At 76.0% G+C, this 15,239-nt stretch carries 12 protein-coding genes; 8 read left to right on the top strand and 4 right to left on the bottom strand.

The genetic code is table 11. The features are described from left to right. Positions 1-106 precede the first annotated feature (106 nt). The 4 genes from JE024_RS05400 to JE024_RS05385 all read left to right on the top strand — a co-directional run bounded on the left by JE024_RS05400 (position 107) and on the right by JE024_RS05385 (position 6,726). Positions 107-1,813: a PucR family transcriptional regulator gene (locus JE024_RS05400; RefSeq protein WP_205372482.1), complete on the top strand. Its 1,707-nt coding sequence runs from the start codon at positions 107-109 to the stop codon at positions 1,811-1,813. 126 nt (positions 1,814-1,939) lie between these two features. Beyond that, the gene (locus JE024_RS05395) at positions 1,940-3,331 is read left to right on the top strand and encodes a type III PLP-dependent enzyme domain-containing protein (protein WP_205372481.1); all 1,392 of its coding nucleotides are present in this window, start codon (positions 1,940-1,942) and stop codon (positions 3,329-3,331) included. A gap of 225 nt (positions 3,332-3,556) precedes the next feature. After that, positions 3,557-4,996 carry a Na+/H+ antiporter NhaC family protein gene (locus tag JE024_RS05390; protein WP_205372480.1) on the top strand — a complete coding sequence of 480 codons (1,440 nt, stop codon included), beginning with the start codon at positions 3,557-3,559 and terminating at the stop codon, positions 4,994-4,996. Positions 4,997-5,070: 74 nt separating this feature from the next. Further along, positions 5,071-6,726, top strand: a complete 1,656-nt coding sequence (locus JE024_RS05385; RefSeq protein WP_205372479.1) for an N-acyl-D-amino-acid deacylase family protein — start codon at positions 5,071-5,073, stop codon at positions 6,724-6,726. Positions 6,727-6,816: 90 nt separating this feature from the next. Here the strand turns inward: JE024_RS05385 and JE024_RS05380 are convergent, their stop codons facing one another. The 3 genes from JE024_RS05380 to JE024_RS05370 are packed head-to-tail and all read right to left on the bottom strand — an operon-like array spanning position 6,817 to position 9,430. Beyond that, on the bottom strand, positions 6,817-7,617 hold the full coding sequence (locus tag JE024_RS05380) for an ABC transporter permease (RefSeq protein WP_205372478.1): 801 nt from the start codon (positions 7,615-7,617) through the stop codon (positions 6,817-6,819). Between the two features lie 5 nt (positions 7,618-7,622). Then, positions 7,623-8,462: an ABC transporter permease gene (locus JE024_RS05375; protein WP_205372477.1), complete on the bottom strand. Its 840-nt coding sequence runs from the start codon at positions 8,460-8,462 to the stop codon at positions 7,623-7,625. Beyond that, positions 8,459-9,430, bottom strand: a complete 972-nt coding sequence (locus JE024_RS05370) for an ABC transporter ATP-binding protein (RefSeq protein ID WP_205372476.1) — start codon at positions 9,428-9,430, stop codon at positions 8,459-8,461. The genes JE024_RS05375 and JE024_RS05370 overlap by 4 nt, the downstream gene beginning before the upstream one ends. Before the next feature lie 221 nt (positions 9,431-9,651). Here JE024_RS05370 and JE024_RS05365 point away from each other — a divergent pair, with 221 nt between their 5' ends. Then, the gene (locus JE024_RS05365) at positions 9,652-10,404 is read left to right on the top strand and encodes a maleylpyruvate isomerase family mycothiol-dependent enzyme (protein ID WP_205372475.1); all 753 of its coding nucleotides are present in this window, start codon (positions 9,652-9,654) and stop codon (positions 10,402-10,404) included. Between the two features lie 133 nt (positions 10,405-10,537). On the opposite strand, the gene JE024_RS05360 is transcribed toward JE024_RS05365, so the two are convergent. Then, on the bottom strand, positions 10,538-11,503 hold the full coding sequence (locus JE024_RS05360) for a GlxA family transcriptional regulator (RefSeq protein WP_205372474.1): 966 nt from the start codon (positions 11,501-11,503) through the stop codon (positions 10,538-10,540). 90 nt (positions 11,504-11,593) lie between these two features. Here JE024_RS05360 and JE024_RS05355 point away from each other — a divergent pair, with 90 nt between their 5' ends. From JE024_RS05355 to JE024_RS05345, 3 genes are all read left to right on the top strand, one after another. Beyond that, entirely contained in the window at positions 11,594-12,187 is a 594-nt protein-coding gene (locus JE024_RS05355; RefSeq protein WP_205372473.1) for an MBL fold metallo-hydrolase, read from the top strand. A 344-nt stretch (positions 12,188-12,531) separates the two neighbouring features. After that, entirely contained in the window at positions 12,532-13,860 is a 1,329-nt protein-coding gene (locus JE024_RS05350) for an MFS transporter (protein ID WP_244882599.1), read from the top strand. 279 nt (positions 13,861-14,139) lie between these two features. Beyond that, entirely contained in the window at positions 14,140-15,207 is a 1,068-nt protein-coding gene (locus JE024_RS05345; RefSeq protein ID WP_205372472.1) for a hypothetical protein, read from the top strand. Positions 15,208-15,239 lie beyond the last annotated feature (32 nt).

The following is a 15,239-nucleotide window of genomic DNA, read 5'->3' as shown; positions in this document are numbered from 1 at the left end:
TGCGGGCGGTCCCCGCCGCGCCGCGCGGCCCGTGACGGCGGTCCCCCGAGCTGGGTTTCTATGCTGGCGGCATGAACGCACCCACCGCCCGCCGTGCCGTCCCCGCATGATCGGCGAGGGGGCGGAGGCGAGCGCTCCGCAGGATGTGGTCACGCTGCGGCAGTTGCTCGCGTACGACGAGGACGGGATCCTGCGGCTGGTGCTCGCCCCGCGCGGGCAGGACGCCGAGCTGGTCGGCGTGATCATCGGGGACGAGGACGGCGGCCGCCCGTACGCGGGGCGGATCGTGCTGGTGACGGGCGTCTCCGCGGAGGCCGGTGCGGGCGCGGCCGAGGCCGTGCGGGAGGCGGCGCGGCGGGGTGCCGGTGCGGTCGTGGTCCGCGGGCGCGGGGACGGGGACCCGGCCGCCGAGGTGGTCGCGGCGGCGCGGGAGACGGGTGTGGCGCTGCTGGCCCGGGGCGGCTGGGCGGACTGGGCCGACACCGTCGAGATGCTGCGCGCGGCGTTCGCGTTCGCCGCCGTGGGCACCGGGGACCGTCTCGCGGGGGACATCGCGGGCGGCGGTCTCGCCGTCCTCGCCTCGGTCGTCGCCCGCTACTGCCAGGCCTCGATCACCGTCGAGGACACCCGCTTCCGGGTCCTCGCCCACTCCGCGACCAGCCCCGAGGCCGACCCGGTGCGGCAGTCCACCATCCTCGGCGGCAAGGTGCCGGACTGGCGGGTCGCGGAACTGCGGCGCAGCGGACTGCTGAAGGCCCTGTGGACCTCACGCGACGTGATCCACCGGGCCGCGGACGGCACCGATCCGGAACGCCTGGTCGTCGCGATCCGCAGCGGCGGCGAGATCCTCGGCTCCATCTGGGCGGCCGCCGACGGCCGCAGCTTCTCGCCGGACGCCCGCGAGGCCCTGCGCCGCGCCGCCGAGGTCGCCGTGCCGTACCTGCTCCAGCACCGTCTGCGGGTGAGCAGCAACCGGCGCCGCGAGGAGCACGCGCTGCGGGAACTGCTGCGCGGCGAGGGGGACCGCCGTGCCCACATCTGGTCGCTCGGGCTCGCCCCGGAACTGCCCTGCGTCGTCCTCGTCGCCGAACGCGACCTCACCACCGCCCCGGTGCCCGAGCGCAGCCTCCAGGCACTCGCGCTCCAGGCGTCCGCCCACCGGTCCGCCGTGCGCGTGCTCCGCGAGAGCCACCGGCTCACCGTGCTGCTCCCGGTGCCGGACGGCGACGAGCGGGAGGCCCTGGCGCTCGCCAGGGAGCTCGACTCGCTGGCCGCCGCCATGCCGGACGCCCCCGCGGTCTGGATCGGGGCCGGCCGGCTGGTGGGCTCACCGCTCGAAGCGGCGGACTCCCGCGCGGAGGCCGTGCTGGTCGTCCGCGCCCTGCGGGAGCGCGCGGCCCGCGGGGCCGCACCCGGCCGCACCGCCGGGGCCGGGGCGCCGGAGCGGCGGGAGCGGCCCGTGCGGCACGCCGGGCCCGGGGAGGTGGCGCAGACCGTGGCCGTGCTCCGGGTGCTCGACGCCGTCCGCCCGCTGTGGGAGACCCAGGGCGGCCCCGTCCACGACATGGTGCTGGCCGACCTCGCGGCGGGCGGCGAACTCGTCCGCTCGCTCACCGCCTACCTCGACGCGGCCGGTGACGTCCCGCGGGCCGCGCAGAGCCTCGTCCTGCACCCCAACACCCTGCGGTACCGGCTGCGCCGTGTACGGGAGCGCTTCGGCATCGACCTCGACGACCCCGACACCCGGCTGCTGGTCACCCTGGCGGTACGCCTCGCCACCGGCGGCGACCGCCCCACGGGTGAGGGGATTTGACCCCGTACGGCACGGTCTTGTGCCGGGCGGACAAGCAATCGCGCTTCCTTTGTCCCGCGCCACGAAGACGGCGGCGACGCCCGCGGAGCACCCTCGTGCCATCCGATCCGCGACGAAAGCCGGCCCGTGACTTCGCACTCTCCGCACCCCGGGGTCCCCGCTGACCCGACTCCGACCCCGACCGCCCAGCCCGCGGTCGGCACGTCCACCGCCGCCGGGCGCGCGGGCCTGGTCCTGCGCCACGCCCTCGACGAGGGGCTGCTCACCGCCCGGGAGCCCGTCGCCGGCTTCCTCGACACCGACGGCGTCCGGGAGACGGTCAGGGCCCTGCACACCGCGTTCGCCCCCGTCCCCGACGTCCTGCACACCTTCGCCGTGAAGGCGTCCTCCCTCGTGCCGGTGCTGCGGCTGCTCACCGGCCTGGGCATGGGCTGCGAGGTGGCCAGCCCCGGTGAGCTGCGCCTCGCGCTGGACGCCGGCTGCGACCCCTCGCGCATCGTCCTCGACTCGCCCGCCAAGACCCGCGAGGAGATCGCCGAGGCGCTCGCCCTCGGCGTCGCCCTGAACGCCGACAACCTCGACGAACTCGACCGCATCGACGCCCTCCGCCCGGACGGCTGCGCCTCCGTCGTCGGACTGCGCGTCAACCCGCAGGTGGGCGGCGGGTCGATCGGCGCCATGAGCACCGCGACGGCCACCTCCAAGTTCGGGGTGGCACTGCGCGACGAGGGCGCCCGCGAGGCCGTGCACCGCGCGTTCGCGCGGCGGCCCTGGCTGACCCGGCTGCACGCCCATGTCGGCTCGCAGGGCTGCCCGCTGGAGCTCATCGCGGAGGGCGTCGCCGAGACGTACCGCCTCGCAGAGGAGATCAACGAACGGCTCGGCAGGCGTCAGATCACCGGCCTCGACATCGGGGGCGGCCTGCCGGTCAACTTCGCCGACGACACCGTCCGCCCCACGTTCGACGACTACACGGCCGCCCTGCGGGCCGCGGTGCCGGGCCTGTTCGACGGACGCTACGGCCTGGTGACCGAGTTCGGCCGGTCGCTGCTGGCCAAGAACGGGTTCATCGCGGCCCGTGTCGAGTACGCCAAGGAGGCCGGGGGCCGGCGGATCGCCGTGACCCACGCCGGGGCGCAGACCGCGACCCGCACCGTGCTGATGCCCGGCGCCTGGCCGCTGCGCGTCGGCGCCTTCGACGCGCAGGGACACCCGAAGACCGGCCCCGACGTCGTGCAGGACGTCGCCGGGCCCTGCTGCTTCGCCGGTGACGTCGTCGCCGAGGCACGCCCGCTGCCCGCGCTCACCGAGGGCGACCACGTGGTGCTCTACGACACGGGCGCCTACTACTTCTCCACTCCGTGGGCGTACAACAGCCTGCCCCGGCCCGCCGTGCACGGCTACGTCCTCGACGGCGGGCAGGTGCGCTGCGCACCCGTCCGGGACGCCCAGACCCTCGACGAGATCGCGGCGGAGAGCGGGGCGCGGCACGCCGACGCCCTGCACACCCTGCGCTGAACCCCCGTGCCGGGGCGCGTTGACGCCCTGCGTGCCCGGCGTTGCACCCTTCGGGGGCCACACCGACGCCCTGCGCTCCTTCCGTTGAACCCCGTGCCGGGGCACACCGACCCCCTGCACACCCCGCGCCGAATCCCCGTGCCGGGGCACGCCGCCGACCCGGTCGTGTCACCGGGTGCCCCCCGGCCCCCGACCCCCTTGCCCGCCCATCCCCGAGGATCCGCCATGCCTCAGTCCGCCGTTCCCACGGCCGCCACCGACGGCGGCCCGCCGCCGGCCCCCGCCCGCCGCCGGCTCCTCCTCACCCGGAGCGCGGCGGCCGCCGCCCTGCTGCTCAGCCTGGCCGTCGGCCTCACCACCGAAGGCCCCACCGCCTGGGGGCTGTTGCCGATCGCCCTCTACGCCGTGCTCGCGCTGACCGGCACCTCGCTCGTCACCGTCACCGCGCTCGCGCTGGTGAGCGCCGCCCTGGTGGTGCTGCCCGCGCCCGGGAAGGCCGCCGACGTGCTCGGCGGATCCGTCACCGACCCGGTCACCGTCATCGGCCTGATCATCGTCTTCGGCGCGGCGACCGGGGAGGTGCTGCGGGTCACGGGAGTCGCCGACACCCTCGTCCGCTCCATCCTGCGGCTCACCGACGGCCGCGGCCGGACGGTCCTGATGTACGGCATGATGCTCGCCTGCCTGGTGCTGGTCGCGAGCCTGGGCACCCTCGCCGGAGCCCTCGCCATCGCCGGACCGCTGCTCGTCCCGGTGGCCGCCCGGACCGGGTTCACGCGGTCCGCGACCGCGGCGACCATGTTCCTCGGCGGCTGCGCCGGCCTCGCCCTCGCCCCCTTCGCCGGCTCCAACATCGCCATCATGGACACCGCCGACGCCGGCTACCTGCTCTACGTCGCCGTGGGCGCGGGCCCGCTCGCGGTGCTGTCGCTGCTGCTCGCCGCGGTGGTGGTGCCCTGGGTCCAGCGGCGCAGCGCCGCGCAGCAGGACTTCTACCGGCCCGAGGAGGCCGCCGAGGAGCCGTCGGACGCCGCCGGGCGGCCCGACCGCGCCCGCCGCGCGACCTGGGCGTTCGCGCTCACCCTCGTGATCACCGTCGGCTACGCCACCGTGACCAGGGCCGGCACGACGTTCCCGCTGATCGCCCTGCCCCTGCTGTCCGCGGTGACCGTGGCGGCGGCCGGACTCCCGCCGGGCCGCGCCGTCAGGGCCTTCCTGACCGGGGCGCGCCGCATGCTCCCCATGCTGGCCCTGTTCTGGATGCTGGCCGCGCTGTTCGGCTTCATCGACCTGGCCAAGCCGTACGACGTCGTCCTCGACACCTTCGGACCGGAGCTGCGGCACATGTCCGCCCTGCCGTTCGCGCTCGCCGTGGCGGCCCTCGGCTGGGTCGGCGTCCCCGGCGCCACGGCCGCCCAGGTGATCCTGATCGGCGAGGTGTTCGGGCCGCTGGGCACCGAACTCGGCATCGGACCGGCCGCCTGGGTCGTCGTGCTGCTGTGGGCGTCCAAGGCGGACACCTACGGGCCGCTGCCCAACGCCAACATGGTCGGCACCATGGGGCTGGCCCGGGCCGACCGGCTGCCCTATCTGCTGGGCACCGGATGGGCCCTGCTGATCCCGGCGTGCGCCCTGTACACCGTGCTGCTCGTCTTCATCCTGTGAGCCGCCGCCCCGGCACCCCGCTCGTGCCCGCCACCCCCTCGACTCCGCCCGCACCACCCGGAAATGAGCCCGCCATGCCCGACCAGACCGCCGCCCCGGACACCGCGACCGCCCCGGACACCGTGACCGGCCCGGACTTCGCGACCGTCCCGTACGACCTGCTGATCACCGGCGGCACCGTGATCGACGGGACCGGTGCCGCGCCGCGCCGCGCGGACGTCGCCGTGCGCGGCGACCGCGTCGTCCGGGTGGGCGACCCGGAGCCGGACGCACGCGCCGTCACCACCCTGGACGCGACCGGCCTCGCCGTCACCCCGGGCTTCGTCGACCTGCACTCCCACGCGGACTTCTCCGTCCTCGCGATGCCCGACGCCGAGGCGTGCCTGCGGCAGGGGGTGACCACGCTCGTCACCGGCAACTGCGGGCTCTCCCCCTTCCCGAACCCCGCCGCCGAGGCCCCGGCCGACCCCGCGCCGGGCACCCTGGGCGGCGGCGGATGGGCGGACCTCGACGCCTTCGCGGCGGCTGTGGACGCCGCCCGTCCCGCCGTCAACATCGCCCCCCTCGTCGGGCACGGCGCCCTGCGGACGGCGGTGACGGGCGCGGCCAGGACTCCGGCCGGCCCCGCCGAACTCGACGCCATGCGGGCCCTGCTGGCGACCGCGGCGGAGCAGGGCGCGTTCGGCATGTCGACCGGCCTGATCTACGCCCCCGGCTCCTTCGCCGGCACCGACGAGATCACCGCCCTCGCCGCCGAGGCCGCCCGCCGCGGACTGCTCTACGCCACCCACATGCGCGACGAGGGCGACAAGGTCACCGAGGCCGTCGAGGAGGCCCTGGAGGTGGCGAGGGCCTCCGGCGTCCGGCTCCAGATCTCGCACCTCAAGGCGATGGGCCCGGCCAACCACGGCAAGGTCCGCACCGCGCTCGCCCTGATCGACGCGGCCGCCGCCGAGGGCCTCGACGTGGCCTGCGACGTCTACCCGTACACCGCGTCCTCGACCCGGCTCACCTCCCGGCTGCCCGACTGGGCGATGGACGGCGGCACGGACGCGCTCGTCGATCGCCTCGCCGACCCCGGCACCCGCGCCCGGGTCCTCGACGATCTGCGTCCGGCCGTGGGCCGCACCTTCCTCCCCGAGGGCGTCGTCCTGGCCATGACCGGGCCGGGGCGCTACAGCGACCGCATCGGCGACAGCATCGCCGACATCGCCCGCGACGAGGGCGTCGAGCCGGCCGAGGCGGTGCTGGAGGTCCTCGCCGCCCACCGCGGCGAGGTCATGATCGTCAACCACGCGATGGCGGAGGACGACGTCGACACCGTGCTGCGCCACCCCGGCAGCGCGGTGGCGAGCGACGGCTGGGTGCTCAACGCACCGGGCGAGGGACACCCCCACCCGCGCAACTTCGGCACCTTCGCCCGGGTGGTCGGGCACTACGTCCGCGAGCAGCGGGTCCTCGAACTCGCCGACGCCATACGCAAGATGACGTCCCTGCCGGCGTCCCGCCTGCCGCTGCCCGGGCGCGGCACGCTGGCCGCCGGGCAGATCGCCGACCTCGTCGTGCTCGACCCGGAGGCCGTGGCCGACCGGGCGACCTTCGCGGACCCGTGGCAGTACGCCGTCGGTGTGCGCGACGTGTTCGTGTCCGGGACGTGCGTCCTGCGCGACGGGCACACCACCGGCGCCCGCCCGGGCCGCACCCTGCGCCGGGAGCCCGCCGCGGTGTGACGCCCGGGGGAGTCATCGCCGGGTGAGGAGGCCCCGGGACCGGGCGGCGCGCTCCGTGCGCGCCGGCCGTCCCGGGGCCCGCCGGCCCGCTCAGTGCCCGCTGCTCTCGTAGTGGCGGGACTGCCGCTCCCAGAAGCGGTACGCGGCGTACATCAGCACCACGCCGATGCCCGGGGCGCCCCAGGCGAGCCACTGGGGCACGGCGAGTTCCTCCTCCCGGTCCATCAGCACGGTCGCGGGCAGATAGGCGACGAAGGCCAGCGGGAAGACGAAGGTCAGCCCGAAGCCGGCCACCGGGCCGAAGATCTTCAGCGGGTAGTTGCCGAAGTCGCTGAAGATCATGTCGATGGCGAATTTGACGGGGGAGACCCGCTTCATCCTGAACACCAGCGCGGAGGCCGCCAGTTGCAGGGAGCCTTCGACCAGCGCACCGCCCACCACCGCGAGCAGCAGGAAGCACACGGCCCCCGGCGACCAGTCGACCGGCGCGGAGGCCGAGGCGACGGACAGCAGGGCCACTCCGCCCGCCAGGTCGCCGAGCGAGCTCAGCCGGACCCTGCGGGTGAGGAGCTGGACCAGCGGGGACACCGGGCGCACCAGATAGCGGTCGTACTCGCCCTCGATGACGACCTCGTCGACGTGGACCAGCTGGTGGCCGGGGAGCAGCCACAGCCCGTGGGCGGTGAGCCGCATCCCGTAGAGGAACGCGATCTCCCCCAGCCCCCAGCCGCCGACCTGCCCGAAGCGGTCCAGCACCGCCCAGATGAAGGCCAGCCCGACGCCCTGGTAGAACAGGCCGCCGATGATGTTGACGAACAGGTTCCCCCGGTACTGGAACTCGGCGCGGAACGCCGCACCGGCCAGCAGCAGATAGACACGCGCACCTCGCATCGTCCTCATCCCCCCTGCGACATGACACGGCGCCGGGCGCGCGACCAGACGAACGCGGCCAGCGCGCCGAGGGCGGCGATCCAGGCGAGCTGCACACCGAGGGCGGCCGCGATGCCGGCGCCCTCGATCTCGCCCAGGTAGACGGCCGCCGGGGTGTACGCGGTGGCCTGGAAGGGCAGCCATTCCGCGGCCGCCCTGACCGGTCCCGGCATGAACCACAGCGGGACCAGCGCCCCGGAGAAGAACTGTGCGACGAAGCGGTAGGCCATGAGGGCGCCGCTCACCTCCAGGGTCCAGAAGGAGACCATGCCGAGCAGCAGCCCGAGCAGCTGGTTCACGAGCAGCGCGCCGGCCAGCGCCACGGGGTAGGCGAACCCCGCGGCCGCCGACGCGGGCGCCCGGCCCGCGCCGATCAGCAGCGCGAACGGCAGTGCCACCACCAGGACCGGGACGGCGGCCGACGCCCATCCGAGCTGGCCGGCGAGCATCTGCCCGGGGAAGCCGACGGGCCGCAGCAGGTCCACGGCGACCTTGCCCTCCCGCACCCGCTGGTCGATGGGCGAGGACCGCCACGGGCTGACGAGCTGGTACTGGAGCGTCGTCAGCGTCGCGTACGCCGTCATGGTGGCGAGGCCGAGCCCGTCCACCTCCGCCCGCCCGTCGTAGAAGGCCCTCCAGACGACCGTCAGCAGCCAGATCTGGAGGAGCATCATCGCGAACGACGACAGATAGGCCGTGCGGTAGGTGAGGGCGGCGCGGAACTCCATCCGGGCGCAGGCGAGATGGGCCCTCAGCCAGGTGCGGGGCGGCTGCCGCACGGCGGCGGGGGCCGTCGGCGCGGTCATCCGCGGTCCGCGTAGATCCGGTGGATGACGCTCTCCAGCTCGGGTTCCACGATCGACAGATCGGTCACCCGGTGCTGCGCCAGCACCGCGGCCACCAGCTCGGCGGGCGGTGTGCGGACGGGGTCGAAGCGCAGCCACACCTTGCCGCCCTCCCGGCGGACGACCTCCGCGCCCTCGACGCTCTCCAGCCCGTCGGTCTGCACCACGAGTTCGCGGTGCGGGGCGTAGCGGGCCTTCAGCTCGTCCACCGCGCCGTCGTAGGCGACCTTGCCGTGGTCGATGAGGATGATGCGGTCGCAGAGTTCCTCGACGTCGTCGAGGTCGTGGGTGGTGAGGACGACCGTGGTGCCCGACGCGCGGTTCAGCTCACCGACGAAGGCGCGTATCCGCTCCTTGGCGACGACGTCGAGCCCGACGGTCGGCTCGTCCAGGTAGAGGATGTCCGGGTCGTAGAGCATCGCGGCGGCGAGGTCGCCGCGCATCCGCTGGCCGAGGGAGAGCTGGCGCACGGGGGTGTCGAGGAACGGACCGAGGTCGAGCACCTCGCCGAACTGCCGCTGTTTCGCCCGGAACCGGTCCTGGGGCACGTCGTAGAGGCGGCTGATCAGCCAGAGCGAGTCGCGCAGCGGCAGGTCCCACCAGAGCTGGCTGCGCTGGCCGAACACCACCCCGATCCGGCGGGCGTTGCGCGACCGGTCGCGCCAGGGCGTGGCGCCGGCGACCCTGACCGTGCCGGACGTGGGCACGAGGATGCCGGTGAGCATCTTGATGGTGGTGGACTTCCCCGCGCCGTTGGGGCCGAGATAGCCGACCATCTCGCCCTGCCGGACCGTGAAGTTCACGCCGTCGACCGCGCGTTTGACGGTCCGCTCCCGCGTCAGCAGCGTACGGACGCCCGCGAAGGCGCCCTCCTGCCGGGTGGGTCGGCTGAACTCCTTGACGAGGTCTGCCACCTCGATGACGGGCATGTGTGCCTCTCCTGGAGCGGGCCGTGCCCTGTCGGGCACGGTCGAGCAGCGAGTGTGCACACGGCGACTTGGTCTAGTCCAATCAATTTCCGTGCGGCGGCACGGTGCTGCCCTCCGGCACCGCGCCGAGGCCGCCTCGGGCCCGCGGCGGAGTCCGGGCGCGCGTCGTCACGGCGGGCCCGCCCCGGCGCCTCGCGCGCCGTACGTGCAGAATCCGCCGCATGGAGACGACCGAGTACATCGACACCCTGCGGCGAGAGGGCGAACTCCTCGCGGACGCCGCCGAGCGGGCGGGTGAGCACGCCCCCGTCCCGACCTGCCCCGGCTGGACCACGGGCGACCTGGTCCGGCACACGAGCACCTTCCACCGCTGGGCGGCCCGCATCGTCGCCGGGTCGCTGCCCGGGCCCGTACCGGAGGATCCGGCGCCGGGCGTGCCCACCGGCACGGACCTGTGGCCCTGGTTCCGGGACGGACACGCGGCTCTGCTCCGGACGCTGGAAGCGGCCGGCCCGGCGGCCGACTGCTGGACCTTCCTGCCCGGCGCACCGCCGCCCCTGACGTTCTGGGCGCGGCGGCAGGCCCACGAGACGGCGGTGCACCGGGTGGACGCCGAGTCCGCCCGCAGAGGTGAACTCACCCCCCTGGACGCGGCCTTCGCGGCCGACGGCATCGACGAACTGCTCACCGGCTTCCACGCCCGCACGAGAAGCCGCGTACGCACCGAGCGTCCGCGCACCCTGCGCGTGCGCCCCACCGACACCGACACCGGCCCGGTGTGGACCGTGCGGCTGTCCGCCGACGCGCCGCCGCGCGCCGAACGGTCCGCGGACGGCCCGGCCGACTGCGAGCTGAGCGGCCCGGCGCAGACCCTCTACCTCCTGCTGTGGAACCGCCTGCCCCTCGATGCGGCGGCCGTCACGGGCGACCGGGCCCTCGCGGACCTCTGGCGCCGGACCTCGGGGATCGGCTGACCTCATCGCCCGGTGTGTGCCGGAGCCGCCGGGCAGGGGCAGGGGCGGGGACCCGCCCGGGACGCGGAGGGTCCCCGACCGCGCGGCCGGGCGGGTCGAGCCGGGATCGCCCCACGGGCCCGCCGACGGTCCGTCAGGGCGATGGGGGCAGGCGGGTGAAGGACCGGCGGTAGGTGCGCGGCGGCACCCCCCGGCGGCGTACGAACTGCGCGCGCAGCACCGCCGCGCTGCCGAAGCCGGCCCGGCGGGCGATCTCCTCCACCGGGAGGTCCGTGGTCTCCAGGAGTTCCTCCGCGTGCGCGAGCCGCAGCCCGAGCAGCCAGGCGTGCGGGGTGGTCCCGGTGGAGGCGGCGAAGCGGCGGGCGAAGGAGCGGCGGCTCATCAGGGCGCGGCGGGCCATCTCCGCCACCCCGAGCGGCTCGTGGAGACGGGTGCGGGCCCAGGCGAGCACCTCGGCGAGCCGGTCGTCCCGGGAGTCCTCGGGGACGGGGGCGGCCAGGTACTGGGCCTGGCCGCCGTCGCGGTGGGACGGGAGCACGAGGTCCCGGGCGATCGCGTTGGCCGTGGCGGCCCCGTGCTCCCGCCGCAGCAGGTGCAGGCAGAGGTCGAAGCCGGCCGCAGCCCCCGCGCCGGTGGCGATCGGTCCCTCGTCGACGTACAGCGCGGCGGCGTCGACGGTGACGGCCGGGTGGCGGTCGGCGAGCAGGCCCGCGAACCGCCAGTGGGTGGTGGCGCGCCGCCCGTCGAGCAGCCCCGCCGCGGCGAGCGCGAACGCGCCGACGCAGTGGGCGGCGACCAGTGCGCCCCGCTCGTGCGCGGCGGTCAGCGCGTCGAGCACGGCCGCGCCGGGCGGCGTACGGAAATCCGCCCAGGGCAGGGCCATCACGAGGTCGGCCGAGGCCAGCCGGTCGAGGCCGTGCTCCACGAAGAGCGGCAGCCCGGTGTCGCTCCGGATCCGCCCGGGCCGGTCGGTGCACAGCGCGAAGTCGAACCGGGGGAGGCCCTGCCCGCGCACGTCGAAGACCTCGGAGACGATGCCGGCCCCGAGCATGCCGACACCGGGCGGCGCGTACGCGGCGACGGAGACGAAGGGCGTCATCCGGCGAGTGTGGCACGGTTGGCACGATTCCTGCGATCGGTGGCATCACGGCCACTCGTCGGGCCCGTCGCCCCACCGGAGACTGGGGCCATGACCGACGCACCGCGCGGACGCAGCGCCGCCTACACGATCCTGACCACCGGTTACACGCTCTCCACCGGGCCGGGGGTGGCCGCCACCGTCTCCTACGTCCGTGACGGGGACCGGCATGTGATCGTCGACCCCGGCATGGTGGCCGGTCGCGACCGGATCCTCGGTCCGCTCGCCGAACTGGGCCTCGGACCCGACGACATCACCGATGTGGTGCTCAGCCACCACCATCCGGACAACACCATGAACGTCGGCCTCTTCGGCCGCGCCCGCGTCCACGACCACAAGGCGATCTACGAGAACGACCAGTGGACCGACCGTGACGCGGAGGGCCACGAACTCGCCCCGTCCCTGCGCCTGATCCGCACGCCCGGCCACAGCGCCGAGGACATCACCCTGCTCGCCGGCACGGACACGGGCGTGGTCGCCTTCGCCGGCGATCTGTGGTGGCGGCCCGACGGCCCGGTCGAGGACCCGGTGGCCCCGGACCACGGCGTCCTGAAGGCCTCCCGGCTCCGCGTCCTCGCCGCCGCCGACGTGATCGTCCCCGGCCACGGCCCGGCGTTCCCGGCCGACGGCTCCGCGCCGCGCTAGCGGCCCCCGCCGGGGCGTGGCGGGCCGGGGCGGGCGGGGGCGGGCCCGCGTGCCGCGGCGCGCGGCAGGGCCTCGGCAAGGGGGGCATCCGGCGGGCCCGAGGGCGGTGGGTGCCTGGCGGTGGGCATCCGGCGGGGCACCCGGCTGTGGGCGCCCTGCTGTGGGGGCACCTGGCGGTGGGCGGAGGAGGGTGGGCATCCGGCGGGCCCGAGGGCGGTAGGTCTCCGGCGGGGCCCGGCGGGCCCGAGGGCGGCGAGCCCGAGGGCGGTGGGCGAAGGACGGTGGGCTAGAATGGGGGAGTTGGCCTTCGGCGCCCCCGGCGGGTGCGCTCGGAGGCTTTTTTCATGCCTTCCGACACCTCCGCCTCCGGCGCCACCCCTTCCGGCAACGTCCCCCCTCCCTCCGGCCCTTCGCCCTCGACCGCCCCCGACGCACCGGCGGCCGGGCCGTCCGGCACCGGCCACGGCTACCGCGCGCTGCTCCGCAACCGGGAGTTCGCCGGTCTCTACGCCGGGCTCACCCTTTCGGTGGCCGCGAGCACCCTCTCGGGCTTCGCCCTCGGCACCCTCGTCGACGCGCGGACCGGCTCCCCCTTCCTGACGGCCGTCAGCATGTACGGCGCCACCTTCGCCACCGTGATCGGCGCGCTCACCCTGATGTCGGTCGCGGACGGGGGGCGCCCGCGCCGGACCCTGGTCGCGCTCCAGTGCGTCTCACTGGCGGGCGTCGCCGCCCAGGCACTGCCGGGGCTGCCGCTGGCCGCCCGGTTCGGCCTGCTCCTGCTGCTCGGCTTCTTCCAGTCGCTGGGGACCGGGACGCGGCTGGGGCTGCTCGCGGAGGTGGTCCCGCGCGCCGGGTACGCCCCGGCGCGCTCGCTGATGAACGTCACCGCGGGCGCCACGGCGGTCCTCGGCTACGCCGTGGGCGGCGTCCTGACCCGGCACCTGACGCCGTACCAGGTGTTCCTCGTCGCCGCGGCGCTGACCGCGGCCGGGCTGGCCGTCGTGGCGGCGACCGTCCGGGAGCACTCGATCCGCCCGGCGGGCCGGCCGGGGCTGCGCCGCACCCGGGCCGCGAACCGGGAGCTCATCGGCGACCCGGGGCGCCGGGCGCTGCTGCTGAACCTGTGGGTCCCCAACGGCCTGGTCGTCGGCTGCGAGGCGCTGTTCCTCTCCTACGCCCCCGACCACGCCGGCTCCCTCCTCGCCGCGGCGTCGGCGGGCATGCTCCTCGGCGACCTGGTCGTCGGACGGCTGCTCACGGCCGCGGGCCGCCGCCGCGCGGCGTTCCCGCTCCGGCTGCTGCTCGCCGTCCCCTATCTGCTCTTCGCGCTCCATCCGCCGCTGCCGCTCGCCCTGGTGGCGGTGTTCGTCTCCGGTGCCGGCTTCGCCGCCACGCTTCCCCTCCAGGAACTGCTGCTCGCCGCGACACCCGACGCGGTCCGCGGCCAGGTCCAGGGCGTGGAGTCCGCGGGCCGGATGACCTGGCAGGGCCTCGGTGCCGCCGTCGCGGGCGGCGTCGCCTCGGTGCTCGCACCCGCCGCGGCGATCACCGCCGTGGCGGCGGCGTCGATCGCGGTGACCGTCGCCTCCCGTCCGTCGGTCGCCCGCGCCGCGCGCGCCGCGGACATCCGTGCGGGCGCGGCGCCGGGGCACTCCGGGCCCGCGGCCTGACCCGCGCGTGCCGCGCCCCGCACCCGTGGCCCCGGGGCCGCCCGGGCCGCCGGCCGGCGCGAGCTCCCGCATGGCGCCGGGGAACCCCGCCCGCGGCCTGAGCCGTGTGCGCCGCGCCCCGCACCCGTGGCCCCGGGGCCGCCGGCCGGCAGAGACGCGGCGGCGGCGCGGCCGCCGTGCCGGAGCCCGCCGCGGCGGCGGGCGCGTGCGGGACGGTGGGCGGGCCCGGGGTGCCCCGGGGGCAACGGCGTTGTCGGTGGGCCCGGTTACCGTCGGGGCATGTCGATCACCGCACATCCGCGCGACTCGGTACGGCTGCCCGGCGGCGCCGCACTCGTCGACGGATCAGATTTCGAGATCCGCCGGGGCGGGCCCTCTCGCGCACTGCTCCGGCGCGGAGACGAGCTGTTCGTCCACGACCTGCGCGAGCTGTTCGCGGGGGAGTCCGCCCCGGCCGCCGTCTTCCCCTCCCCCTGGCCCGGCTGGCACGGGGGCGTGCATTCGGTGAGCCCGGACGGCACCTTCGCGGTGTTCTCCGGCCAGCGCGCGGTCCGGGCCGTGGCCCGGGACGGCCGGACGCTGTGGGAGCACCCGCACGCCTGCTGGGGCCCGGAGCTCGGGCATCCGCACACCGGTGACGCACAGCAGGTGTGCCGCGGGAGCGAGCACGGCTCCTGCCGGGTCTCCGACGACGGGCGGTTCGTCTGGGCGCATGTCGTCGCAGACCCCGAAGGGGATGCCGATCCGGAGTACTGGGTCGTCCTCGACGCCCGGGACGGCCGGGAGACGGGCCGGCTCCCCCTGGACAGCTGCGCCTCCGGGTCGCACCACCTCTCCCACCCCGACGGCGTCCACATGGGCCTGTGCGTCGGCATGGGCCAGGACGGCGTCCTGACCCGCTGGGCGCGCCTGGACGGCCCGCGGCCCGTGTTCCGGGAGGCCGGCGGGGGCGAGGACCGGATCCTGGTGGACGTCCACCGGGACCACCCGGGCTTCCTCACGGTCGAGCACTACGGCGAGGACCTGGTCCTGCACGCACCGGACGGCACGGTGCTCGCCGAGGGCGCGCCCCTGCCGCCCGAGGATCCGGACGACGATCCGGCGTTCTGGGACTACGGCTGCGGCTTCGTCGACGCGGACACCGTCATCGCCTCGACGACCGACAGCGACGAGGACCTGGCCGGGCGGCACTGGCTCCTGGACGCCCGCACCCTGCGCGTGCGCGGCACGGTCGCCTACCCTCCGGGCCGGGGCGGCGGCCACGTCCGGCCCCTGGGCGACGGCACCTGGCTCACCTTCGACCCCGCCCGCGAGACCCTCGACCGCTGGGCCCCGGAGGCCGGTTGACCCGTGGCGGCCGGGCCCGCGGCGCCGGGGGC

Origin of the sequence: Streptomyces zhihengii, from assembly GCF_016919245.1 — a bacterium.
Classification (GTDB): domain Bacteria; phylum Actinomycetota; class Actinomycetes; order Streptomycetales; family Streptomycetaceae; genus Streptomyces; species Streptomyces zhihengii.
The sequence above is the reverse complement of the archived record's forward strand: the minus strand, read 5'-3'. Positions and strand labels throughout refer to the sequence as shown.

Excerpts from the sequence above, each read along its gene's own strand:
- JE024_RS05380 (WP_205372478.1), bottom strand. The coding sequence starts at position 7,617 with ATGCGAGGTGCGCGTGTCTATCTGCTGCTGGCCGGTGCGGCGTTCCGC.
- JE024_RS05385 (WP_205372479.1), top strand. The coding sequence starts at position 5,071 with ATGCCCGACCAGACCGCCGCCCCGGACACCGCGACCGCCCCGGACACC.
- JE024_RS05365 (WP_205372475.1), top strand. The coding sequence starts at position 9,652 with ATGGAGACGACCGAGTACATCGACACCCTGCGGCGAGAGGGCGAACTC.
- JE024_RS05375 (WP_205372477.1), bottom strand. The coding sequence starts at position 8,462 with ATGACCGCGCCGACGGCCCCCGCCGCCGTGCGGCAGCCGCCCCGCACC.
- JE024_RS05360 (WP_205372474.1), bottom strand. The coding sequence starts at position 11,503 with ATGACGCCCTTCGTCTCCGTCGCCGCGTACGCGCCGCCCGGTGTCGGC.
- JE024_RS05345 (WP_205372472.1), top strand. The coding sequence starts at position 14,140 with ATGTCGATCACCGCACATCCGCGCGACTCGGTACGGCTGCCCGGCGGC.
- JE024_RS05400 (WP_205372482.1), top strand. The coding sequence starts at position 107 with ATGATCGGCGAGGGGGCGGAGGCGAGCGCTCCGCAGGATGTGGTCACG.
- JE024_RS05350 (WP_244882599.1), top strand. The coding sequence starts at position 12,532 with ATGCCTTCCGACACCTCCGCCTCCGGCGCCACCCCTTCCGGCAACGTC.
- JE024_RS05370 (WP_205372476.1), bottom strand. The coding sequence starts at position 9,430 with ATGCCCGTCATCGAGGTGGCAGACCTCGTCAAGGAGTTCAGCCGACCC.
- JE024_RS05390 (WP_205372480.1), top strand. The coding sequence starts at position 3,557 with ATGCCTCAGTCCGCCGTTCCCACGGCCGCCACCGACGGCGGCCCGCCG.
- JE024_RS05355 (WP_205372473.1), top strand. The coding sequence starts at position 11,594 with ATGACCGACGCACCGCGCGGACGCAGCGCCGCCTACACGATCCTGACC.